18 protein-coding genes are annotated in these 23,826 nt (G+C 71.2%); 10 read left to right on the plus strand and 8 right to left on the minus strand.

The annotated features are described in order from the left end of the window. The first annotated feature begins 158 nt into the window (after positions 1 to 158). The 5 genes from ACFY10_RS26185 (at position 159) to serA (ending at position 8,782) form a co-directional block, all read left to right on the plus strand. A complete protein-coding gene (locus tag ACFY10_RS26185; RefSeq protein ID WP_390667648.1) occupies positions 159 to 3,206 on the plus strand; it encodes a putative bifunctional diguanylate cyclase/phosphodiesterase in 3,048 nt (1,015 codons plus the stop codon). Between the two features lie 242 nt (positions 3,207 to 3,448). Further along, positions 3,449 to 5,296: an acetolactate synthase large subunit gene (locus tag ACFY10_RS26190; RefSeq protein WP_390667649.1), complete on the plus strand. Its 1,848-nt coding sequence runs from the start codon at positions 3,449 to 3,451 to the stop codon at positions 5,294 to 5,296. A gap of 22 nt (positions 5,297 to 5,318) precedes the next feature. Beyond that, positions 5,319 to 5,843 carry an acetolactate synthase small subunit gene (ilvN, locus tag ACFY10_RS26195; protein ID WP_390667650.1) on the plus strand — a complete coding sequence of 175 codons (525 nt, stop codon included), beginning with the start codon at positions 5,319 to 5,321 and terminating at the stop codon, positions 5,841 to 5,843. Between the two features lie 118 nt (positions 5,844 to 5,961). Further along, positions 5,962 to 6,960: a ketol-acid reductoisomerase gene (gene ilvC, locus ACFY10_RS26200; RefSeq protein WP_030942878.1), complete on the plus strand. Its 999-nt coding sequence runs from the start codon at positions 5,962 to 5,964 to the stop codon at positions 6,958 to 6,960. Positions 6,961 to 7,192: 232 nt separating this feature from the next. Next, the gene (gene serA / locus ACFY10_RS26205; protein ID WP_390667651.1) at positions 7,193 to 8,782 is read left to right on the plus strand and encodes a phosphoglycerate dehydrogenase; all 1,590 of its coding nucleotides are present in this window, start codon (positions 7,193 to 7,195) and stop codon (positions 8,780 to 8,782) included. Positions 8,783 to 8,925: 143 nt separating this feature from the next. Here serA and ACFY10_RS26210 read toward each other — a convergent pair whose 3' ends face one another. Next, the gene (locus ACFY10_RS26210; protein WP_390667652.1) at positions 8,926 to 10,446 is read right to left on the minus strand and encodes an MFS transporter; all 1,521 of its coding nucleotides are present in this window, start codon (positions 10,444 to 10,446) and stop codon (positions 8,926 to 8,928) included. A 97-nt stretch (positions 10,447 to 10,543) separates the two neighbouring features. Between ACFY10_RS26210 and ACFY10_RS26215 the strand changes: the two genes are divergently transcribed. Further along, a complete protein-coding gene (locus ACFY10_RS26215) occupies positions 10,544 to 11,125 on the plus strand; it encodes a TetR/AcrR family transcriptional regulator (RefSeq protein ID WP_390667653.1) in 582 nt (193 codons plus the stop codon). On the opposite strand, the gene ACFY10_RS26220 is transcribed toward ACFY10_RS26215, so the two are convergent. From ACFY10_RS26220 to ACFY10_RS26240, 5 genes are all read right to left on the minus strand, one after another. Further along, positions 11,112 to 11,792 carry an ATP-binding cassette domain-containing protein gene (locus tag ACFY10_RS26220; protein WP_390667654.1) on the minus strand — a complete coding sequence of 227 codons (681 nt, stop codon included), beginning with the start codon at positions 11,790 to 11,792 and terminating at the stop codon, positions 11,112 to 11,114. The two genes, ACFY10_RS26215 and ACFY10_RS26220, sit on opposite strands and share 14 nt — an antisense overlap. After that, positions 11,789 to 12,751 carry an ABC transporter ATP-binding protein gene (locus ACFY10_RS26225; protein WP_390667655.1) on the minus strand — a complete coding sequence of 321 codons (963 nt, stop codon included), beginning with the start codon at positions 12,749 to 12,751 and terminating at the stop codon, positions 11,789 to 11,791. The genes ACFY10_RS26220 and ACFY10_RS26225 overlap by 4 nt, the downstream gene beginning before the upstream one ends. Further along, positions 12,741 to 14,477, minus strand: a complete 1,737-nt coding sequence (locus tag ACFY10_RS26230) for an ABC transporter permease subunit (RefSeq protein WP_390667656.1) — start codon at positions 14,475 to 14,477, stop codon at positions 12,741 to 12,743. Before ACFY10_RS26230 ends, ACFY10_RS26225 begins: the two co-directional genes overlap by 11 nt. 17 nt (positions 14,478 to 14,494) lie before the next feature. Continuing rightward, the gene (locus ACFY10_RS26235) at positions 14,495 to 15,973 is read right to left on the minus strand and encodes an ABC transporter substrate-binding protein (RefSeq protein WP_390667657.1); all 1,479 of its coding nucleotides are present in this window, start codon (positions 15,971 to 15,973) and stop codon (positions 14,495 to 14,497) included. 66 nt (positions 15,974 to 16,039) lie between these two features. Then, a complete protein-coding gene (locus tag ACFY10_RS26240) occupies positions 16,040 to 17,236 on the minus strand; it encodes an MFS transporter (RefSeq protein ID WP_390667658.1) in 1,197 nt (398 codons plus the stop codon). Positions 17,237 to 17,283: 47 nt separating this feature from the next. On the opposite strand from ACFY10_RS26240, the gene ACFY10_RS26245 reads away from it, so the two are divergent. Beyond that, a complete protein-coding gene (locus ACFY10_RS26245; protein WP_390667659.1) occupies positions 17,284 to 18,696 on the plus strand; it encodes a PLP-dependent aminotransferase family protein in 1,413 nt (470 codons plus the stop codon). Between the two features lie 81 nt (positions 18,697 to 18,777). On the opposite strand, the gene ACFY10_RS26250 is transcribed toward ACFY10_RS26245, so the two are convergent. Further along, a complete protein-coding gene (locus ACFY10_RS26250; protein WP_390667660.1) occupies positions 18,778 to 19,980 on the minus strand; it encodes a PucR family transcriptional regulator in 1,203 nt (400 codons plus the stop codon). Positions 19,981 to 20,108: 128 nt separating this feature from the next. On the opposite strand from ACFY10_RS26250, the gene ACFY10_RS26255 reads away from it, so the two are divergent. From ACFY10_RS26255 to ACFY10_RS26265, 3 genes are read left to right on the plus strand one after another with little or no spacing between them, the layout of a single operon-like run. Beyond that, positions 20,109 to 21,035 carry a proline dehydrogenase family protein gene (locus tag ACFY10_RS26255; protein ID WP_390667661.1) on the plus strand — a complete coding sequence of 309 codons (927 nt, stop codon included), beginning with the start codon at positions 20,109 to 20,111 and terminating at the stop codon, positions 21,033 to 21,035. A 39-nt stretch (positions 21,036 to 21,074) separates the two neighbouring features. Continuing rightward, positions 21,075 to 22,706: an L-glutamate gamma-semialdehyde dehydrogenase gene (gene pruA, locus ACFY10_RS26260; RefSeq protein WP_390667662.1), complete on the plus strand. Its 1,632-nt coding sequence runs from the start codon at positions 21,075 to 21,077 to the stop codon at positions 22,704 to 22,706. 25 nt (positions 22,707 to 22,731) lie between these two features. Then, positions 22,732 to 23,607 (plus strand): alpha/beta fold hydrolase, encoded by an 876-nt coding sequence (locus ACFY10_RS26265; protein WP_390667663.1) that lies wholly within the window; start codon positions 22,732 to 22,734, stop codon positions 23,605 to 23,607. Here the strand turns inward: ACFY10_RS26265 and ACFY10_RS26270 are convergent. Further along, the gene (locus ACFY10_RS26270) at positions 23,604 to 23,810 is read right to left on the minus strand and encodes a DUF5988 family protein (protein ID WP_390667664.1); all 207 of its coding nucleotides are present in this window, start codon (positions 23,808 to 23,810) and stop codon (positions 23,604 to 23,606) included. The two genes, ACFY10_RS26265 and ACFY10_RS26270, sit on opposite strands and share 4 nt — an antisense overlap. Between the last annotated feature and the right edge of the window lie 16 nt (positions 23,811 to 23,826).

Genomic DNA, 23,826 nt, shown 5'->3' on the forward strand with positions numbered 1-23,826 from the left:
CGACCCTGGCGTACGGCCGCGCGCAGACGCGGTCACCACGGCAGTCACGGCTGCCGCCACAGCCATCACCACCGCAGGCACAGCAGTCGCCGGGAGCATGCGCACCCAGCGCACCGGGAGCCGCGGGATCTGGGAGCGACGCGGACCGGGTGGGCCCGGTGAGCTCGCCCCCGACTCCCACGACCATCCTCGACGGAGCGCTGCGGGTACAGCCTTCGCCAGGGACGCTGCTGCCCCGGCCGCCGGCCACCGGCCGCGGACCCGGCCTGGTCCACCAACTCGTCCTGGCCCTGGTCTGCGCGGGATACGCCGTCGGTTCCGCACTCGACTGGGGTTCGAACGAAATCGCACTGATCATGGGTGACTTCGGGCTGAGCGCCGCGGCGGGCACCGCCGCCGTGTCGCTGTTCCTGTACGCCCGCAGCCGCCGTGTCCGCTTTCGACCCGCCTGGCTGCTGTTCGCCCTCTCCTCGGCGATGGCCGCCCTGGGCAACGCGGTCTGGGGGTGGTACGAGGTGGTCCTGGGCCAGCAGGTGCCCACTCCCAGCTATGCCGACCTGTTCTTCCTGTGCTTCGCGCCGCCCGCGATCGTGGGGCTCCTGGTGCTCGCCAAGCGGCCGGTGACGAAGGCCGGTTGGGTCTGCCTCGCGCTCGATGCCTGGCTGATCGGCGGCTCGCTGCTGACGCTGTCGTGGAGCCTCGCGCTCGCCCAGGCGGCCAAGTTCGACGGGCCGAGCGTCGCGCACACCGCGCTGTCGCTCGCGTACCCGTTGCTGGACATCGCCCTGGTCAGCATGGTGCTCGCGCTGCACTTCAGGCGCTCTGCGGTGAACCGCACGGCGGTCAACACCGCCATCGGCGCGCTGGCGCTGACGGTGATGTGCGACGCCCTGTTCACCTCACCGCTGCTGCACAACAGCTACCACTCCGGCCAGTTGCTCGACGCGGGCTGGTTCGCCGGCTCCCTGCTCCTCGCGTACGCCCCCTGGGCCGCGCCCCGGCACGGGCAGCAGCCCGAGGCCGACAGGTGCGACATCGACGGGCACACGCGCGTGGTGCACGAACACGTGCCGGGCCAGCGGGGCGGCGCGCACCAGCATCACGCAGCACCGCAGGGAGGTGATCACAGCCGGTATCCGGCCGCCCGGCCGATCGCCGGCTCCCTGGCCGCCCTCACGCCCTATCTCGCCGCAGCCGTGTGCACGCTGGGGATCCTCTACACCGTCCTCAACGGCCACAGGGTCGACCGCGTGGTGCTCCTGACCGGCGGCACGGTCGTGCTCGCCCTCGTGGTGCGCCAGGGCATCATGCTGCTCGACAACATCACCCTCACCCAGGAACTCGCGCAGAAGGAGAACCACTTCCGCTCCCTGGTGCAGGGCTCCAGCGACGTCATCATGATCGCCGCGCCCAACGGCATCCTCCGGTACGTCTCCCCGGCCGCCGCCGGGGTCTACGGACGCCCCGCCGAGGAACTGGTGGGTACGGAACTGGCCAATCTCATCCACCCGGAGGACCTGGGCTGCGTGGTGCACGAGGTGCGCCGCTTCCTCGCCGCCAGCCCGCTCGAGGAACCCACTACGCGCATCGAATGCCGCTTCCGGTCCGGCGGCGGGGGCACCTCCCGCTCGAGCGAAGCCGAGAGTGGGGGAGGCTGGCTCAACGTCGAGTCCACCGTCAACCGCCACCACGGCGGCCTCATCTTCAACAGCCGGGACGTGACCGAAAGAGTGCGCCTGCAGGCACAGCTGCAGCACAACGCCGAGCACGACCCGCTCACCGACCTGCCCAACCGCGCCCTGTTCACCAAGCGCGTCCAGCAGGCCCTGTCCGGCCGCCGTGCCTCCGACCGGGTGGCCCTGCGCGGCACGGCCGTTCTCTTCATCGACCTCGACGGCTTCAAGGCCGTCAACGACACGATCGGGCACCAGGCCGGGGACGAGCTGCTCGTCCAGGCCGCCCGCAGACTCCAGGACGCGGTCCGGCACGGGGACACCGCCTCCCGGCTCGGCGGTGACGAGTTCGCGGCGCTGATCGCGGGTGACGGCACCCGTGACCGCTCCGCGCGCGAACGTCACATCCTGGAGCTCGCCGACCGCCTCAGGATCACGCTCTCGCAGCCGTACCTCATCGACGGCAACGATGTCCGGGTGGCGGCCTCCATCGGCGTCGCCTTCGCCGAACCGGGCCTCGGCGCGGGCGAGCTGCTGCGCAACGCCGACCTCGCCATGTACCGCGCCAAGGCGGCCGGCAAGGGTCGCGTGGAGCTGTACGCCCCGCAGATGCAGCAGGACGTCGTACGGAAGGCGGAGCTGGCCACGCGGCTGCGTGCCGCACTGCACGACGGCGAGTTCGCGCTGCTGCACCAGCCCGTGGTCTGCCTGGAGGACGGCCGGATCACGTCGGTCGAGGCCCAGGCGCGCTGGCGCTCCTCGCAGGGGGTGCTGTTCACCCCTGCCGAGTTCCTGCGCGTCGCCGAGGACAGCGACCGGACCGCCGAGCTGGGCCGCTGGATGCTGGAGGAGGCAGTGGAGCAGGCCGCCGAGCGCACCGGCACGGGGCTGTCCGTGCCCGTCGCGGTCCGGATGAGTGCCCGGCGGCTGCTCGACCGGTCGATGCCGCTCGGCTCGATCGAGGCGCTGCTGACCCGGCACGGGCTGCCGTCCGGGTCGCTGCTGATCGAGCTGTCCGACACGGATCCCCGAGTCTCTCTGGATGAACTCGAGCGACGCTTGGGCGCCTTGCGCAGGCTCGGCGTCCGGATCGCCCTGGACGGCTTCGGCAGCGGCTACGCGGCGATCACCGCACTGCGCAGACTTCCCGTCGACGTGCTGAAACTCGACCGCAGCCTGGTCGAGGGCGTCGTGGAGTCCGCGCGGCTGCACAAGATCACCAGCGGGCTGCTGCGGATCGCGACCGACCTCGGGCTGCAGTCCGTGGCCGACGGCGTGGACCTGCCCGAGCAGGTCGTCGCGCTGCGCGCGATGGGCTGCACGCACGGGCAGGGCATGGCGTTCTCCGGCCCGCTGGACGAGTACCGGCTGCGCCGGGCGCTCGCTTCCGGCCACTATCCGGTGCCGCACGGGCCGATCGAGCCCGCGTTCGCGGGCGGCGGCGCCGGGGTGTACACAGGTGGTGTGACCGCTGTTCTGGGAGGCGGAAGTGCCCTCCGCTCACATAATGAGACTCCCGTCCCACCCACTTGACACGTGGTGCGTGCCGGGGGGAGGGTCTGTGCCATGCGCACCCGAATTCTCGTACTTGGAAAGCGCGTCGGCTGAGCTGGTGATGTCCGGACGGACCCGGAACTCCCAGCGACCGCACCCGGCGCGCTCCCCTCGCTTGCCTTACGGCACGAGGGGTTTTTTGTTGCACAGGCACCAGTCGTGCAGCGCTTGAACACCGCACAAACCTCGCAAAAACCCTCAGCATCGAGAAGAGACTGACGATGACCGAGCAGGCCACCGGGGCCCATCCGCAGCCGCGGCCCCGATCCGGAGGACAGCAGTCCGCACCCGAGCACGTCACGGGTGCGAAGTCCCTCATCCGCTCTCTCGAGGAGGTCGGGGCCGACACGGTATTCGGCATTCCCGGCGGTGCGATCCTTCCCGCGTACGACCCGATGATGGACTCCACCCGGGTGCGCCACGTCCTGGTCCGCCACGAGCAGGGGGCCGGTCACGCGGCGACGGGTTACGCGCAGGCCACCGGCAAGGTCGGCGTCTGCATGGCGACCTCCGGGCCGGGCGCCACCAACCTGGTGACCCCGATCGCCGACGCACACATGGACTCGGTGGCGCTCGTGGCGATCACCGGGCAGGTCGCGTCCAAGGCGATCGGTACGGACGCCTTCCAGGAGGCGGACATCGTCGGCATCACCATGCCGATCACCAAGCACAACTTCCTGGTCACCAAGGCCGAGGACATCCCGCGGGTGATCGCGCAGGCCTTCCACATCGCCTCCACCGGCCGCCCCGGCCCGGTCCTGGTCGACATCGCGAAGGACGCGCTGCAGGCGCAGACGACCTTCTCGTGGCCGCCGGTCATGGACCTGCCCGGCTACCGCCCGGTGACCAAGCCGCACGCCAAGCAGATCCGCGAGGCCGCGAAGCTCATCACCTCCGCCAAGCGGCCCGTCCTCTACGTCGGCGGCGGTGTCATCAAGGCACACGCCACCGCCGAGCTCAAGGTTCTCGCCGAGCTCACCGGAGCGCCCGTCACCACCACCCTGATGGCGCTCGGCGCATTCCCCGACAGCCACCCGCTGCACGTGGGAATGCCGGGCATGCACGGTGCGGTCACCGCCGTCACCGCGCTGCAGAAGGCCGACCTGATCGTCGCCCTCGGAGCCCGCTTCGACGACCGCGTCACCGGCAAGCTGGACAGCTTCGCCCCGTACGCCAAGATCGTCCACGCCGACATCGACCCGGCGGAGATCGGCAAGAACCGCGCCGCGGACGTGCCGATCGTCGGTGACGCGCGCGAGGTCCTCGCCGACCTGATCCAGGCCGTCCAGAAGGAGCACAGCGAGGGCCACCAGGGTGACTACACCGCCTGGTGGAAGGACCTCAACCGCTGGCGCGAGACGTACCCGCTGGGCTACGAGCAGCCCGAGAACGGCCAGCTGTCGCCGCAGCAGGTCATCCAGCGCATCGGACAGCTCGCACCGGAAGGCACGATCTTCGCCGCGGGCGTGGGCCAGCACCAGATGTGGGCCGCGCACTACATCGAGTACGAGAAGCCCGCGACCTGGCTGAACTCCGGCGGCGCCGGAACGATGGGCTACGCGGTCCCGGCCGCGATGGGCGCCAAGGCCGGAGCCCCGGACCAGACGGTCTGGGCGATCGACGGCGACGGCTGCTTCCAGATGACCAACCAGGAGCTCACCACCTGCGCCCTGAACAACATCCCGATCAAGGTCGCCATCATCAACAACGGCGCTCTCGGGATGGTCCGCCAGTGGCAGACCCTCTTCTACAACCAGCGCTACTCCAACACCGTGCTGCACAGCGGCCCCGAGGCCGACGGCAAGCAGCCGAGCGCCGGCACCCGCGTCCCCGACTTCGTGAAGCTGTCGGAGGCGATGGGCTGCTACGCGATCCGCTGCGAGTCCCCGGACGACCTCGACAAGGTCATCGAGGAGGCGAACTCGATCAACGACCGCCCGGTCGTCATCGACTTCATCGTCCACGAGGACGCGATGGTGTGGCCGATGGTCGCCGCCGGCACCTCGAACGACACGATCATGGCCGCCCGGGACGTCCGCCCCGACTTCGGCGACAACGAAGACGACTGAGCGAGAGAGACGCAACCAGACCATGTCCAAGCACACGCTCTCCGTCCTGGTGGAGAACACCCCGGGCATCCTGGCCCGGATCGCCGCCCTGTTCTCCCGCCGCGGCTTCAACATCGACTCGCTCGCGGTCGGCGTCACCGAGCACCCCGACATCTCCCGCATCACCATCGTGGTGAACGTCGAGGACCTGCCGCTCGAGCAGGTGACCAAGCAGCTCAACAAGCTCGTCAACGTGCTGAAGATCGTCGAGCTGGAGCCGGCGCAGGCCGTTCAGCGCGAACTCGTCCTGGTGAAGGTGCGCGCCGACAACGAGACGCGCTCCCAGATCGTCGAGATCGTCCAGCTGTTCCGCGCCAAGACCGTCGACGTCTCCCCGGAGGCCGTCACGATCGAGGCCACCGGCAGCAACGACAAGCTGTCCGCCATGCTCAAGATGCTGGAGCCGTACGGCATCAAGGAACTCGTCCAGTCCGGCACGATCGCGATCGGCCGGGGCGCACGCTCCATCACGGACCGGTCGCTGCGCGCCCTCGACCGGTCGGCGTAACGACGGATTGGGGCGGCCGGGTGACACCGGCCGCCCGAATTCCGAGACCGCGAAACTTCATTTCCGCCCCCCGTCATACGGTGGGACGCAACACCTGCACACAAGGAGAGAACCCAAAGTGGCCGAGCTGTTCTACGACGCCGACGCCGACCTGTCCATCATCCAGGGCCGCAAGGTCGCGGTCATCGGTTACGGCAGCCAGGGCCACGCCCACGCGCTGTCGCTCCGTGACTCGGGTGTCGACGTCCGTGTCGGTCTGCACGAGGGCTCCAAGTCCAAGGCCAAGGCCGAGGAGCAGGGCCTGCGCGTGGTGACGCCGTCCGAGGCCGCCGCCGAGGCCGACGTCATCATGATCCTGGTGCCGGACCCGATCCAGGCCCAGGTCTACGAGGAGTCCATCAAGGACAACCTCAAGGACGGCGACGCGCTGTTCTTCGGTCACGGCCTGAACATCCGGTTCGACTTCATCAAGCCGCCGGCCAACGTCGACGTGTGCATGGTCGCCCCGAAGGGCCCGGGCCACCTGGTGCGCCGTCAGTACGAGGAGGGCCGCGGCGTTCCGTGTATCGCGGCCGTCGAGCAGGACGCGACGGGCAACGCCTTCGCGCTCGCGCTGTCGTACGCCAAGGGCATCGGCGGCACCCGCGCCGGCGTCATCAAGACGACCTTCACCGAGGAGACCGAGACCGACCTGTTCGGTGAGCAGGCCGTTCTCTGCGGTGGTACGGCCGCGCTGGTCAAGGCCGGTTTCGAGACGCTGACCGAGGCCGGCTACCAGCCGGAGATCGCGTACTTCGAGTGCCTGCACGAGCTGAAGCTGATCGTGGACCTCATGTACGAGGGCGGCCTGGAGAAGATGCGCTGGTCGATCTCCGAGACCGCCGAGTGGGGCGACTACGTCACCGGCCCGCGGATCATCACCGATGCCACCAAGGCCGAGATGAAGAAGGTCCTCGCCGAGATCCAGGACGGCACCTTCGCGCGTGAGTGGATGGCCGAGTACCACGGCGGTCTGAAGAAGTACAACGAGTACAAGACCGCGGACTCCGAGCACCTGCTGGAGACCACCGGCAAGCAGCTGCGCAAGCTGATGTCGTGGGTGGACGAGGAGGCGTAAGCCTCAAGGCCGCGGGGCCGGAGCGGACCGCTCCGGCCCCGTTGTCCAGTCCGTCCACTCACGGACGGGTGATCCTTCCGCAGAGGCGCAGGACGATCGTCGCCGCGCCACTACACTGCCGTACTACATACGCGTCAGGCCCACAGCGTCGTGCGTCTCCAACGCGGCTAGCAAACCTCCACCGCCTGCGGCCGTCGGGACGGCCGTCCGCATTGGACTTGTGAGGACTCACGTGAGCTCGAAACCCGTCGTACTCATCGCTGAAGAGCTGTCGCCCGCGACCGTGGACGCGCTTGGCCCGGACTTCGAGATCCGGCACTGCAACGGAGCAGACCGAGCCGAACTGCTCCCCGCCATCGCCGACGTCGACGCCATCCTGATCCGCTCGGCCACCAAGGTCGACGCCGAGGCCATCGCCGCCGCGAACAAGCTGAAGGTCGTCGCACGAGCCGGCGTCGGCCTGGACAACGTGGACGTCTCCGCCGCCACCAAGGCCGGCGTGATGGTCGTCAACGCCCCCACCTCGAACATCGTGACCGCCGCCGAGCTGGCCTGCGGTCTCATCGTCGCCACCGCCCGCCACATCCCGCAGGCCAACGCCGCGCTGAAGAACGGCGAGTGGAAGCGCAGCAAGTACACGGGCGTCGAGCTCGCCGAGAAGACCCTGGGTGTCGTCGGTCTCGGGCGGATCGGCGCGCTGGTCGCCCAGCGCATGTCCGGGTTCGGCATGAAGGTCGTCGCCTACGACCCCTACATTCAGCCCGCCCGCGCCGCGCAGATGGGCGTCAAGGTGCTGTCCCTCGACGAGCTGCTCGAGGTCTCCGACTTCATCACCGTCCACCTGCCCAAGACCCCCGAGACCGTCGGCCTCATCGGCGACGAGGCGCTGCGCAAGGTCAAGCCGAGCGTGCGCATCGTCAACGCCGCGCGCGGCGGCATCGTCGACGAGGAGGCGCTGTACTCGGCGCTGAAGGAGGGGCGCGTCGCGGGCGCCGGTCTGGACGTGTACGCCAAGGAGCCGTGCACCGACTCCCCGCTCTTCGAGTTCGACCAGGTCGTCGCCACCCCGCACCTCGGTGCCTCCACCGACGAGGCGCAGGAGAAGGCCGGTATCGCCGTCGCCCGCTCGGTGCGTCTCGCCCTCGCCGGTGAGCTCGTGCCCGACGCGGTGAACGTCCAGGGCGGCGTCATCGCCGAGGACGTCAAGCCGGGTCTGCCCCTCGCCGAGCGCCTCGGCCGCATCTTCACCGCGCTCGCGGGCGAGGTCGCGGTCCGTCTCGACGTCGAGGTGTACGGCGAGATCACCCAGCACGACGTGAAGGTGCTGGAGCTCAGCGCCCTCAAGGGTGTCTTCGAGGACGTCGTCGACGAGACGGTGTCGTACGTCAACGCCCCGCTGTTCGCGCAGGAGCGCGGCGTCGAGGTGCGGCTGACCACCAGCTCGGAGTCGGCCGACCACCGCAACGTCGTCACCGTGCGCGGCACGCTCTCGGGCGGCGAGGAGGTGGCGGTGTCCGGCACGCTGGCCGGCCCGAAGCACCTGCAGAAGATCGTGGCCGTGGGCGAGTACGACGTCGACCTCGCCCTTGCCGACCACATGGTCGTGCTGCGGTACGAGGACCGTCCCGGTGTCGTCGGCACGGTGGGCCGTATCTTCGGCGAGGCGGGGATCAACATCGCCGGTATGCAGGTTTCGCGGGCGGTGGCCGGCGGCGAGGCGCTGGCCGTCCTGACGGTCGACGACACGGTGCCCTCCGGGGTGCTGGCGGAAGTTGAGGCGGAGATCGGGGCGACGTTCGCTCGTTCCGTGAACCTCGTCTGAGGTTGCCGTCTGGGGGCTGCCGCCCCCAGGCCCCCGCTTCGGCCCTTAAGGGGCCTCGTCCTCAAACGCCGGACGGGCTGAAAATGCCTGACGCGCCGGACGGGCTGAAGAAGTTCAGCCCGTCCGGCGTTTTGTTTGTCCCGTTACCTGTCGGCCACGTGGATCCCCCGCAGCGCCCGTGCCGCCAGCACCGCCGCCCCCGCCAGCAGTACCGTGCCCGCGATCGCCGCGCCCTGCATCCCGTTGGTGAAGGCCTCGCGGGCCGCCGTTGCCAGGGCGTCTCCCGCGCGCCCCGGCAGCTGACCGGCGACCGCCAGCGCGCCGCCCAGTGTTTCGTGTGCCGCCGCCGGGGCCGAAGCCGGGATGTCGTGGCGGTAGAGCGCCGTACCGATGGAGCCGAGGACCGCCATGCCCAGTGCGCCGCCGAACTCGGCGCCGGTCTCCATCAGGGAGGACGCCGAGCCCGCCCGTTCCACCGGGGCGCTGCTCATCGCCAGGTCCGTGATCTGGGAGATGACCATGACGATGCCGGAGGCGAGGACGCCGCACGCGGTCAGGACCAGCCAGAGCGAGTCGGTGTCCGCGAGGGCCAGCAGGGCGTAGCCGACCGCGCCGATCGCGAAGCCCGCGGTGACGACGTAGGCGCGGTTGACGCCCTTCTGGACCAACGTGGTCGCCATCGGAGCCGCCATGCCGATCGGCACCGAGGGGAGCAGCGCCCACAGGGCCGCTTCCATCGCGCTCTTGTCGAGCACCGACTGCAGGTACTGCGTGGTGAAGAACGCCGAGCCCAGCATGGCGAAGGAAGCGATCAGGTTGAGGACGACCGACGGGGCGAAGCCGGCGCCGCGGAACAGGGCCGGGGAGATCATCGGGTTCGCGGCCGTGCGCTGACGGTGGACGAAGACGGCGGCGAAGAGCAGACCGACCGTGATCGAGACGACGTACTGCGCGTGCCAGCCCTCGGAGGGGATCTCCTTGAGGCCGTAGACGACGGGGAGCACCGCTGCCATCGAGAGCGGGACGCTCAGCCAGTCGAAGCGGCCGGGGTTGGGGTCCTTCGACTCAGGCAGCAGGAACGGGCCGAGGACCAGCAGCAGTGCCATCGCGGGCAGGTTGACCAGGAAGACCGAGCCCCACCAGAAGTACTGGACGAGGACACCGCTCATCACCGAGCCGAGCGCGATGCCGGCCGTCATCACGCCGGACCACATGCCGATCGCCTTGGCGCGCTGGCCGGGGTCGCTGAACATCGTGCGGATCAGCGCCATCGTCGAGGGCATCAGGGTCGCGCCGCCGATGCCGAGGACCGCGCGGGCCGCGATCAGGGTTTCGGCGCTGTTCGCGTAGGCCGCCGTGAGTGACGCGATACCGAAGGCCGCCGCGCCGATCAGGAGCAGCTTGCGGCGGCCTATGCGGTCGCCCAGCGAGCCCATCGTCATCAGCAGGCCGGCCAGGACGAAGGCGTAGATGTCGAAGATCCACAGCTGCTGCGTGCCGCTCGGCTCCAGGTCCGCGCTGATCGCCGGGATGGCGAAGTAGAGGACCGAGACATCCATCGAGACCAGCAGCAACGGGAGCATCAGCACGCCCAGTGCGGTCCATTCGCGGCGGCCGGCGAGGGCGCCGGCCGGGGTTGTGGTGGTGCTCGTCGAGTTCGTCATGACAGGGACTGTACGGGCGTCTTAAACGCTTGTCTAGAACGAATGTATAAGTCGTACGTATAGGACGGTTGTATGGATCGGGGGTAGGGTGGTGGGCATGGGACATCGTGAGGATCTGCTCGAGGGCGCCAAGCGCTGCCTGGTGGAGAAGGGTTTCGTGCGTACGACGGCGCGCGACATCGTGAAGGAGTCGGGGACCAATCTGGCGTCCATCGGCTATCACTACGGGTCGAAGGATGCGCTGCTCACGCAGGCCTTCGTGGAGCTGGTGCAGGAGTGGGGCGAGAACTTCGACCCCGCCGAGGCGCGGGATGTCGAGGCCGGGGGCTCGCTGGAGCGGTTCCGGGGGGTCTGGGTGCGGATGCTGGGCTCCGCGGAGGAGTTCCGCCCGATCTGGGCGGCCAGCCTGGAGATCGCCACCCAGGGCGAACGGGTGCCCGAGTTGCGCAAGTTGATGGCGGAGGCGCAGATGGAGGGTCGTTCCGGTCTGGTCGCCATGTTCACGGGCCTGGAGGAGGCCACGCTCGACGAGCGTACCGTCCAGACCCTCGGCGGCTTCTATCAGGCGCTGCTGAACGGTCTGATGGTGCAGTGGCTCTTCGACCCGGCGAGCGCCTCCACGGCCGACGACCTCACCGAAGGCCTGCGCCGCGTCATCGCGGGCGTCAAGGAGAGCTGACCCGCCCGTCCCGCATCTGCACCACCCGGTCCGCGAAGTGCCGTACCACCGCCCGGTCGTGGCAGATGAACAGGTACCCGAGGCCGAGTTCGTCCTGCAGGTCGGCGAGCAGGTTGAGGACGCCGGCCCGGATGGACGGGTCCAGGGCGGACACCGGTTCGTCGAGCACCAGCAGGTGCGGGTCGGAGGCCAACGCCCGGGCGATTCCCGCGCGTTGGCACTGGCCGCCGGAGAGTTCGTGCGGCCGGCGGTCTCCGTACGACGGGTCCAGGCCGACCCGGTCGAGGAGTTCGGCGACGCGGGCCGGGCCGTCGGCGGCGGTCCAGCGGCCCTGGACCTTCAGCGGTTCCGCCACCGCGTCGCGGATGCGGTGGCGGGGGCTGAGGGAGCCGTACGGGTCCTGGAAGACGGGCTGCATGCGCGGGCGGAGGGGGCGGAGCTCGCGTTCGGGGAGGCTCGTCAACTCCCGGCCCTCGAAATGGACTTCGCCTGCGTGCGGGCGGCGCAGCTGGAGGACCGCCAGCGCGGTGGACGACTTGCCGCAGCCGCTCGGGCCGTTCAGGGCGAGGGTCTCGCCGGGGGCGAGGGTGAAGGACACGTGGTCCACGGCGGTGACGGCGCCGTAGCGGACGACGAGGTCGCGGACGTCCAGCAGGGGCGCGCTCACGCTTCCTCCCAGTGGTGGCAGGCGACCAGTCGTCCGTCGACCCGCTGCGGCTCCGGCTCCTCTTGCCGGCAGGATTCCGTCGCGCGTCGGCAGCGCGGGGCGAAGGCGCAGCCCGGCGGGAGCGTGCCCGGCGCGGGTGGTGTGCCGGGGAGGGTGGGGAGACGGCGGCGGGCCGGGGCGTTCTGGGGGAGGGATGCCAGCAGGCCGGCGGTGTAGGGGGCCAGGGGGCGGCTCAACACCCGTTCCGCCGGGCCGAGTTCGGTCAGTCGCCCCGCGTACATGACCAGCGCCCGGTCCGCGTGCTCCCGTACGGCGTCCAGGTCGTGCGTGACCAGGACGAGCGCCGCACCCACCGCCTCCCGCTGCTCGGCCAGGACCCGCAGGACCTGGTCCCGGCGCTCCTCGTCCAGTGCGGTGGTGGGCTCGTCGGCGACCAGGACGGCGGGATCGTTGATCGTGGCCATCGCGACGACCGCCCGCTGCCGCATGCCGCCGGAGTACTCGTGCGGGTAGGCGCGTGCCCGGCGTACGGCGTCGGGGATGCCGACGCGTTCGAGCGCGGCGACGGCGCGGGCTCGGGCCTCCTTGCGGGACACGCGGCCCACTGAGCGCACGGCGGCGGCGAGTTGGTCGCCCACGGGGTGGACGGGGGAGAGGGCCGACAGCGCGTCCTGGGGGACGAGCGCGATACGTCGGCCGCGCGCGGCGGCCAGGTCGGTCGTGCCGAGCAGCTCGATGCTCCCGCTGCTCCTCGCGCCCCGCGGCACCATCCCCAGCAGCGCCCGCGCGGTGAGGGACTTGCCCGCGCCCGACTCCCCGACGATCGCGAGGACTTCGCGCCGGCGGACGTCGAAGGACAGGCCGCGCACGGCCTCGACCGAGCCGAACGAGATCCGCAGGTCCCGTATCGAGAGCAGCACTTCGGACGCTGCAGATTCGGCAGATTCCTCAGACTCCAACGGGGGCCTCCTTGGCGGCTTTCCGGCCCTGCCCGTACGCCGCTCCTGACACCGCCAGGCCCGCCAGCAGGGCCAGTGCGACGGCCGGGGCGAGGGCCGCCCACGGGGCCCGTTCCAGGTAGGCGCGGGACTCGTCGAGCAGCAGGCCCCACTCGGGGGCGGGCGGCTGGGCGCCCAGGCCGAGGAAGCCGAGGGAGGCGAGCGCGAGGGCGATGCCGGGCAGGCGGAGCAGAGCGTGACGGGCGACGGGCGCGGCGACGGACGGCAGGACGTGCCGGGTGAGGATCCACAACGGGGTTGCGCCGATGGCCCGTTGAGCGGTCAGGAAGGAGGAGGCGCGTACCTCCTGGACCAGGGCCGCCGCGTGTGCGGCAAGCGGGGGCCAGGAGATCAGGGCGACCGCGAGGGCCGCGCCACCGATGCCGGGTCCTGCGGCCGCCGCGACCAGGATGCCGACGATCACCGGGGGCAGCGCGTTGGCGATGTCGGCCGCGCCCGCCGCGACGCCGGGCAGAAAGCCGAGCGCCAGCGCGAGCAGCAGGCTCAGAAGGCATACGGCGGCTGCGGTGCCGACGGTCGGGGCGGCGCCGTGCCCGAGCCGGGCGAGGACGTCCCGGCCGAGGGCGTCCGTGCCGAGGGGGTGCGACCAGGAGGGGGCGGCCAGCCGGTCCGTCGTGTGTACGGCGTACGGGTCGCGCAGCAGGCCCGATCCGATGGTTGCGGCGAGTGCTGTGAACAGGGTCAACGGGATCGCCGGGTGTGTACGGACCGGACGGGCCGGCGGCAGGTTGAGCGAGGCGTCACGCAGCGCCGGTCCCAGCAGCCGGCGCCGTGTGAACGCCGCCGCCGCGCCCGTGACCAGCCCGAGCAGCAGCAGCGCGAGCACCGCACCCTGCAGCAGCGGCAGGTCCTGCGACTTGGCCGCACCCAGTGCCGTACGACCGATGCCGGGCACGGCGAACACGGTCTCCACCGCGACCGCGCCCCCGGTCAGACCGACGGCGACCATGCCGAACTGTGGTACCAGCGGCGGCAGCACGCGCCGAAGCGCGGCACCCGCAACACGCACACGGCTCACCCCCGCACCCCGCCACAGCTCCACCCACCGCTCGTCCAGCACCGCCGGCAGCGCGTCCGCGACCAGCCGGCCGAGCAGCCCGCCCGCCGGGACGCCGAGGGCGAGGGCGGGCAGCACCAGATACTCGGGCCCCTGCCAGCCGGACGTCGGCAGCCATCCGAGCCACACCCCGCAGACCAGTAGCGCCACGGTGGCCAGCAGGAATTCGGGTACGGCGGCGAGCATCGCGGCCCACGCCCCGGCCGAGGCCCGCTCCCGTACCAGCACGGGCGCCACCAGCGCGCACGCCAGCAGCACCGCCACGCCGAGTGCCGCGCCCATCAGCGCCAGTGACACCTGGAGCCCGGCCAGGACGGACGGCAGGACGTCGGTGCCCGACACCCAGGAGGTGCCGAGGTCGCCGTGCAGCAGGTCGTCGGCCCAACTCCCCAGCAGGGAAAGGGCACCTGCGTCCAGGCCGAGGTCACGGCGTACCGCGTCCAGGGCCTCCTTCGTGGGTTCCTGCTCGGCGGAGCGGGCGCGCAGGACCGTGAGTGCGGGGTCCTTGCCGGAGAGCCAGGGGAGGAGCCCCACCGCGGCCAGGACGGCGACGAGACAGAGGGCGCGGGTCGCCCCGGCGGTGGTCGGCAACCCCCTGGTGCGGGGCAACCCCCTTGTGCGGAGCCTCACTTGACGTACGTGTCCGCCGTGACCAGCTCCCGCTCGCGCGGGTCGTGGGCGGCGCCCCTGACCGAGGCCGCGTCGCCCTGGATCACGCGCTCGTGGAGCATCGGCACGGCGGCGTCGGTGGCGAGCACGGCGGCCTCGGCCGCGACGACCGCCTTGCGCCGGGCCGCACCGGTTTCGCTCTCACCGGCCTGCTTCAGCGCCTTGTCCACGTCCGGGTCCGAGAGCTGGGAGATGTTGAAGGAGCCGTCCGAGGCGAAGTCGCTGTAGAGGTACGCGGCCGGGTCGCCGGAGTCGAGGACCGTCGCCCGGGAAAGGATGAACGCGTCGAACTCGCCCGCCAGCGCGTCGGATTCGATGTTCGCGTACTCGCGGACGTCCAGCTTCACCTTGAACCCGGCCTTCTGGAGCTGCTGCTGCAGTGCGGCGGCGACCTCGGGGAGTTCGGCGCGGTCGGTGAAGGTGCCGATGGTGATGGCCCGGCCTTCGGGCTTGCCCGCCTTGGCGTGGGTCACCGGCCTGCGCAGTTCGGCCGCCCACGGCAGCGCGGGGCCGAGCAGGCCCTCGGCGACGTCGGCGCGGCCCTCGTACACACCCTTCACGATCGACCCGGCATCGACGGCCTCACGGGCAGCGGCCCGCAGGGAGGCGTCCTTGAAGGGGCCCTTCGCCGTGTTCAGGTACAGCGTGTTCGTACGTGGCATCGGGACCTCGGTGATCAGGTCCTGGTCGAGCAGCGCGGCCTGCGAGACGGGCACCGCCTCGACGACGTCGGCCTCGCCGCTGCGGAGCGCCGCCGCGCGGGCGGTGCCGTCGGGCACGAACTTCACGTCGATTCCGGGGGACTTGGCCCTGCCACCCCAGTAGGCGTCGTAGCGGTCGAGGGTGGCGGCGGAGGTGCCGTTCACGGAGACGAGCTCGAAGGGGCCGGTGCCCGCGCCGACCGGGTTCACCGTCTTCCCGCGGTACGCCTTCGCCGCGAGGATCGACAGCTGCGGTGAGCTGAGCCGCTGGGGGACGAGCGGGTCCTCGTCGGCGGTGGTGACGGTGACGGTGTCTCCGTGTGCCTCGGCGGTGAGGTCGACGCCGTCGAGGATGCGGGGCTTGGGGGCGGCGGTCGCGGCCCTGGTGAGGGAGCGGACGACGGCCTCGGCGTCGAGATTCGTACCGTCGTGGAAGGTGACGCCGTCGCGTATCTCGAAGGTCCAACTCCGGCCGGACTGCTGCCATTTGGTGGCGAGGGCGGGTTCGGCGTCGCCGTCCGCGTCCAGTGTCACCAGGGTCTCGGCGGTCGACCAGCGCGACAGTTTGAACGCGTCGTCGGAGAGGGGGGACAGGCCCGAGCGCGGGGGCTGCATCATCGCGACGCGGATGCGCCCGCCGGCTCCGTCCCCCTCGGCGGGGGTCCCCGAGAAGCAGCCGGTGAGCAGGGTGGACGCCACAGCGGCTGAGAGCAGGTGACGGGCGGACAGGCGCACGGAACCCTCCGGGTAAAGGGGTGGTCAAGGGTGGGTGCGCCGACGCTAGCATGATGACAATCATTTTCAGTAATCATTGTGGTGGCGATCACGCAGGGCCGGTGCCAGCGCGCCCAGCATCAGCACCGCCGTCATCGCGAAGGCCCACGGGTAGCCGGTCAGTCCCGCGAGGACGCCGAAGCCCGCGGCGCCGACGCCCATGCCGCCGTCGTAGGCGAGGTTCCACAGCGCGCTGACCGTGCCGTAGGAGGAGGCGGAGACCCGGGCGTACATCAGTGTCAGGGTGGCGTTCTGCGCGATGCCGAAGCCGGCTCCGAACAGGGCGGTACCCGCCACGACGGCGGCCGCGCTCCCGGTCGCCGCGGTGACCAGCACACCCGCCGCCGACAGGAGCAGGCCGGGCAGGACGAGCCGGGCGCTGCCGTGCCGGTCGCCGTGCCGGCCCGCCGCCCAGCGGGCCACGGTCGCGGCGGCGGGCTGCACGAACAGGGCCACGGTGACCACCGAGGCGGACGCCGAAGGGACGGCCAGCGGGAGGAAGGTGACCAGGATTCCGGCCGCCGTCGCGGTGGCCGCGAACACGACGACGGGGCGCAGCAGGGCGCCCGTGCGCAGCCCGCGCAGCACGCCCACCGACTCCTGCGAGTTCTCCGACCCCGCCGCACGGTCCGGCAGTCCGAGCACGGAGACGATCGCGGCCAGCGCCGCCGCGCCCCCGGCCACGGCGACCGGCCCGTACCCCACCTGCCCGACCAGCCACAGCCCCAGCGGCAGGCCGATCAGCGACGGCACCCCGGACACCACACCCACCACCGCCAGGCCCTCGCCCCGGCGCTCGGCCGGGATCAGCGACGCGGTCAGGGCGCCGCCCGCCACGATCGTGAGCGCGAAGCCCAGCCCGCGCACCAGGCACACCGCCACGATCCAGGCCGCACTGCCGGAGACGGTCAGCACCAGCGCCGGGGCGCCGAGCAGGAACAGGCCGGCCATCAGGGTCGCCCGGTACCCGTGGCGGGCGACGAGCCGGGGAGTGATCAGTTCGCCGAGGACCGTGGCGAGCATCAGGGAGCCGGTGGCGAGACCCGCCGCACCCCCACCGCCCGCCTCGGCCGCATAGGCGGGCACCACCGACAGCAGCAGGAAGAAGCTGACGCTCGCGCCGATCATGCTCACGAAGCGCAGCAGCAGGGGCCGGGTCAGCAGCGGCGGGCGCGAAGTGATCGTCTGCGGAGGGCAGTCGGCCGAAGGCTTCGTAGTCGTCATACCGTCGACGCTACGGATCGACCGGCCCTGGGCTAAGCTCCAATTCCATGCCTGTGCAGTGGGCCGGTTTGTCACCCGAGCTGCTCCTGACCGTCGACCGGGACAGCGGGGACCGGCTCTGCGCCCAGCTGGAGCGGCAGCTGCGCGACGCGATCCGCTCGGGTCGGCTGCAGGCCGGCGAACGCCTCCCCTCCTCCCGCGAACTCGCCCGCCTCCTGGGACTGTCCCGCGGTCTCGTCCAGGACTGCTACGGGCAGCTCCAGGCCGAGGGCTACCTCGTCACCCGCGTCGGCTCGGCCACCCGCGTGGCAGCCTGCGCACAGGTGGAGCCGACCCCCGCGGCACCCGCGCCCGACACCCGCCCGCGCCTGATCGCCGACTTCCGGCACGGCGTCCCCGACCTGGCCTCCTTCCCGCTCGCCGACTGGCTGTGGGCGACCAGGGAGGCCGCCCGCACCATGCCGACCGCGGAGTTCGACTACGGGGATCCGCGCGGCAGCCGGGCCCTGCGCGAGGTGGTGGCCGGGTATCTGCGGCGGGTACGCGGCGCCGCCGCCGACCCCGCCCGCACCGTCGTCTGCTCCGGCTATGCACAGGGCCTGAGCCTCGCCCTGCGTGCCCTCGCCCGCAGCGGGGCGCAGGCCGTGGCCTACGAGGACCCGGGCGGACCGGCCACCGCGAGGGCCGCCGCCGACGCGGCGGGCCTGACGGCCGTACCGGTGCCGGTCGACGAAGACGGCGTCGACGTACGGGCGTTGGACGCCACCGGCGCCCGCGCGGTGATCGTCACCCCGGCCCACCAGTGGCCGACGGGCGTCGTGCTGACGCCTGCCCGTCGCCACGCGCTGATCGAGTGGGCGGCCCGCCGGGACGCGTACGTCATCGAGGACGACTACGACGCAGAGTTCCGCTACGACCGCGAACCGGTCGGCTCGCTCCAGGGGCTGGCCGCGGACCGGGTGATCTCCATCGGCACGGTCAGCAAGTCCCTCGCCCCCGCCCTGCGCCTGGGCTGGCTGCTGTGCCCGCCCGCGCTCTTGGAGGCGGTCACCGACCTCAAGCGCATCGCCGACCGCGGCTCACCCACCCTCGACCAGCTCGCCCTCGCCCGCCTGATCGAGTCCGGCCGCTACGACCGCCATCTGCGCCGCATGCGTACGACGTACGCGACCCGCCGCACCGCCCTCGTCGAGGCCCTCGCCCGACACGCCCCGGCGGTACGGCTGTCGGGGCTCGCCGCGGGGTTCCACGCGGTGGCGCATCTGCCGGAGGGTGTGGGGGAGCGGGCGGTGGTGGCGGAGGCACGCGGGCGTGGGGTGGGGCTGTACGGCATGAGCCCGTGCAGGGCTTCGGGGGACGAGTCCCCCGCTCTACTCATCTTGGGGTTCGGTGATGTGACGGAGCGGGCGATTGTGGAGGGGGTGGGGGCGGTTGGGGATGTGCTCGGCGGCGGTGTGTGAGGGGGCCGCGATGGGTTGTTTGTTGGCTGCGGCGCCGTCGTGGCTGGTCGCGCAGTTCCCCGCGCCCCTTCGGGGCCCTGGCTACAGCCTTGCCCCCTTCAATGCCATATGTAGGAGCAGGCGGTCCTCGCCGTCGTCCAGGTCCAGGCCCGTCAGTTTTTCCACGCGGGAGAGGCGGTAGTACAGGGTCTGGCGGTGGATGCCCAGTTCGGCGGCCGTGCGGCCGGCCTGGCCTGCGCAGTCGAGGTAGATCTCGGCGGTGCGGGCGAGCTCCCGGTGGGCGGGGGACAACAGGGTCTGTACGGCAGGGTCGTGGGCCGCCTCCGGCGGCAGTGAGGTGAGCAGGCGGAACGGGCCGATGTGTGCCCACTGGGCGACCGGACCGAGCCGGGGCTCCGCCAGCGCGGCCCGCGCCGCCGCGGAGGCCTCCCGCCAGGCCGCCGCCAGTTCCGCGAGCCCGGTGCGCGCGGCCGCGACCCCGCACGCCGCCGTGCCGCCCCCGTCCAGCCGCTGGGCGCGCTCCAGCAGCCGCCCCGCCGCCGAGGTCGCCGGCGTCAGGACGTCCGCCGAGCGCAGCCGTACCAGCAGGGCGAGGGACTGGGAGGCCGCACCCCAGGGCACCGTGCACAACGCCGTCGCCCCCGGCACCGTACGGACCGAAGGGGCGTCGTCCGGGTCGGCGGACGGCCACGGAGTCACGCAGACCACCGTGTGCAGGCCGTCCGCGCGGGACCCCAGCGCCGTGCGCAGCTCCGCCACCGCCATGTCCTGGGGCCAGCCGCGCTCGGCGGTGAGCACGGCCCGCAGCTCCCGGGTGAGGTCGGCGCCGTGCTGCGCCTCGTCCGCGAGCAGGGCGCCGATGCGGACCGTCACGTTCATGGCCGCGGTCAGCTGTCGCTCGGTCGGGCCCGGGTCGGAGTCCAGCAGCCAGACGTAACCCAGGACGACACCCCGATGGCGTACGGGGAGACAGATCCGGCCCCGGTAGACCCCGGCCTCCGGTGTGGGCGGAATACGGACCGGGCCCGTCGCCCGGGTGATGCCGAAGCCCTCGAACCACGAACGGACGGCGGACGTGGAGCGCCGGGTCAGGATCGAGCGGGTGCGCACCGGATCCAGGGCGGACGCGTCGAGGTCGCCCTCGCTGTCGTACGCACCGAAGGCGATCAGCTCGAAGTCCCGGTTCTCCAGGGTCGCGGGGGCGCCGAGAAGCTCCGAGATCTCGTCGACCAGCTCCTGGTAGTCACCTCTGTATTCCGGTGTCACTCGGGCATTCTCCCGCATAATCCAGGACCCTTCATACATCTGTCTGAGATCTGCGGCACGGATGCGTGACAGCTGTCGATGGCTGACGATCGGAGGGATCCTTAGGTTTCACGGTGGTTCTATCTGCTGGTTTGTGGAGGTGCCCCGTGCTGGGTCCCGTGATTCTTGCCGCGTCGCGCAGCGACCGGATGCGACGCCTGATCTCGGCGGCCCCGGTGACCAAGCAGGTCGTCGACCGCTTCATCCCCGGTGAGACCGTCGACGACATCGTGCCGATCATCAAGGACCTCACCGGCCGCGGTCTGGAGCTGACGATGGACGTCGTCGGCGAGGACATCACCACCCCCGAGCAGGCGCGTGCCGCCCGCGACGCCTACCTGGCGCTGATCGACCGGCTGCGCGACCTCGGCCTGGGCGAGCGGGTCGAGATGTCCGTCAAGCTGTCGATGTTCGGCCAGGCGCTGGACGGCGGCCACGAGCTGGCCCTCGCCAACGTCCGGCCCGTCGTCGAAGCCGCCGCCGCCATCGGTACGACGGTCACGCTCGACGCCGAGGACCACACCACCCTCGACTCGATGTTCGCCATCCACGACGAGCTGCGGAAGGACTTCCCGCAGACCGGCTGCGTCATCCAGGCCTACCTGTTCCGCACCGAGGCCGACGCCCGCCGCCTAGCCGCGAGCGGCAGCCGGGTAAGGCTGGTGAAGGGCGCGTACAAGGAGCCCGCCGAGGTCGCGTACCAGCAGAAGCACGAGATCGACAAGGCGTACGTCCGGGTCCTGAGGACTCTGATGGACGGCGAGGGGTATCCGATGATCGGGTCCCACGACCCGCGCCTCATCTCCATCGCGCAGGAACTCGCCCGCAAGGCCGGGCGCAAACTCGACGAGTACGAGTTCCAGATGCTGTACGGGATCAGGAGCGACGAGCACCTGCGGCTGGCTGCCGAGGGTCACCGCATGCGCGTCTACACCGCCTACGGCACCGACTGGTACGGCTACTTCATGCGGCGCCTGGCGGAGAAGCCGGCGAACCTGCGCTTCTTCGCCCGCTCGATGCTCAGCAAGGGCTGAACCCGAACACCCGCTCAAGTTCAAGGAGTTACGGATCTCATGGACGCTGTGACCCAGGTCCCCACCCCCGTCAACGAGCCGGTGCACGGCTACGCCCCCGGCTCGTCCGAGCGCGCCCGGCTCGAGGCCAAGCTGAAGGAGCTGGCCGAGAACCCGGTCGACCTGCCGATGACGATCGGCGGCGAGAAGCGGATGGGCGGCGGCGAGCGGTTCGACGTCGTGCAGCCGCACAACCACAAGGCCCGCCTCGGCACGTACGCCAACGCCACCCAGCAGGACGCGCAGGACGCCATCGACGCGGCCCTCGCCGCCGCGCCCGCCTGGCGCGCGATGTCCTTCGACGACCGCGCCGCGATCATCCTGCGCGCGGCCGAGCTGCTGTCCGGCCCGTGGCGCGAGACGCTCGCCGCGTCCACCATGCTCGGCCAGTCGAAGACCGCCCAGCAGGCCGAGATCGACTGTCCCTGCGAGCTCATCGACTTCTGGCGCTTCAACGTCGCCTACGCCCGCCAGATCCTGGCCGAGCAGCCCCCCGCCAACTCCACGGGTGTCTGGAACCGCCTGGACCACCGCCCGCTGGAGGGCTTCGTCTACGCGATCACGCCCTTCAACTTCAGCGCCATCGCGGGCAATCTGCCCACCGCGCCCGCGCTGATGGGCAACGTCGTGGTCTGGAAGCCGTCCCCGACGCAGACCCACGCGGCGGTCCTGCTGATGCAGCTGCTGGAGGAGGCGGGTCTGCCCAAGGGCGTCATCAACCTCGTCACCGGTGACGGCATCGAGGTCTCGAAGGTGGCGCTCGAGCACCGCGACCTCGCCGGCATCCACTTCACCGGCTCGACCAAGACCTTCCAGTACCTGTGGAAGACGGTCGGCAACAACATCGAGAAGTACCGCTCCTACCCGCGTCTGGTCGGCGAGACCGGCGGCAAGGACTTCCTGGTCGCGCACCCGAGCGCGGACCGCGCGGTGCTCAAGACCGCCCTGACCCGCGGTGCCTTCGAGTACCAGGGCCAGAAGTGCAGCGCGACCTCCCGCGCCTACATCCCGGCGTCCATCTGGAACTCCGGCTTCAAGGAGGAGTTCGCCGCCGAGGTCGACTACCTCACCATGGGCGACGTCACCGACCTCTCCAACTTCATCGGCGCCGTCATCGACGACCGCTCCTTCGCCAAGAACAAGGCCGCCATCGACCGCGCCAAGCAGGACCCGGCGTGCACGATCGTCGCGGGCGGCAGCTACGACGACTCGGTCGGCTACTTCGTCCGCCCGACCGTCGTCGAGTGCAGCGACCCGGAGAACGAGGTCTTCCGCACCGAGTACTTCGGCCCGTTCCTCGCCGTGCACGTCTACGAGGACGACAAGTACGAGGAGATGCTGACCCAGATGGAGTCGGTCTCCGACTACGCGCTCACCGGCTCGGTCATCTCCAACGACCGCGCCGCGGCCGCGCACACGATGGAGAAGCTCCGCTTCGCGGCCGGCAACTTCTACATCAACGACAAGTCGACCGGCGCCGTCGTCGGCCAGCAGCCCTTCGGCGGCGGCCGCTCCTCCGGCACCAACGACAAGGCCGGCGCCCCGCAGAACCTGCAGCGCTGGACCCTGACCCGCGCCATCAAGGAGACGCTGGTCCCGCCGACCGACTACGGGTACCCGCACATGGGCTGACCCGTCATCGGGGCACACTGCCCCCATGACCGTGATGACGGAGAACGAGTCCCCGACCGTGGTGGCCGACGACGGTGTACGTCTGTGGGCCGCACGGTCGGGCGACGGCGAACCCCTCGTGCTGTGCCACGGCGGGCCGGGCCTGTGGGACATGTTCGCGGACGTGGCGGAGCTGCTGGCAGACCTGACCCCCGTCGTGCGCTGGGACCAGCGCGGCTGCGGGCGTTCGGAGCGGTCCGTCGCCGGGCCGTGGACGAGTGACCGCTTCGTCGCCGATCTCGACGCCGTACGACGGCACTTCGGGCTGGAGCGGATACGGCTGCTCGGCCACTCGTGGGGTGCACAGCTCGCGCTGAGCTACGCCCTGTCCCATCCGGAGCGGGTGAGTGGCCTGGTGTACGTGGCCGGCACGGGCATCGGCCCCGACGCCGACTGGCACCCGGGCTACCAGGCCAACCTCCTCGCCCGGCTCGGCGAGCATCCCGAACGCCTCGCCCGCTGGCGGGAGTTGAAGGACCGGCCGGCACGCTCCGAGGACGAGGACCGGGAGATGTCGGTCCTCCAGTGGTCGGCCGAGTTCGAGGACCGCGAGCGCGCCCTGGAGCACGCGGGGCGGATGGCCGACCCGTGGTTCGGCATCAACCACGAGAGCAACAAGGCCCTCAACGAGGAACGCAGGCGCATCTGGGGCACACCGGAGCTCTACGACGCCTGCCGCTCCCTCGACCTGCCCGTACTGATCCTCGACGGAGTCCACGACATCCGCCCGCGCTCCGCCGTGGACTCCCTGGAACGGGCCCTGCCCCGCGTCCGCCGGGTGATCCTGCCGGACGCGGGGCACATGGTGTGGACGGACGACCCGAAGGGCTTCCGGGAGGCGGTGGCGTCGGCGCCGGCCTAGCTGGGCATTTCCGTCCGCTCCCACCACTCGTACACGGGGAGGCTGCCCTCCGGGGTGTCCGCCTGGCGCGAGGTGGCCCTGAAGTGCTCGTAGCCGTTGCGGATCTCGATCTTGACGTCGGATCCGGGCGACGGGACCGGCACGATCCGCTGGGGCAGATCCTGGGGGCCGCCCTCGAGAAGCGCCTTCGCGTTGTCGTTCATGACCTCACCCTCCTCT

The organism is Streptomyces sp. NPDC001401, from assembly GCF_042895385.1.
Taxonomy (GTDB): Bacteria; Actinomycetota; Actinomycetes; order Streptomycetales; family Streptomycetaceae; genus Streptomyces.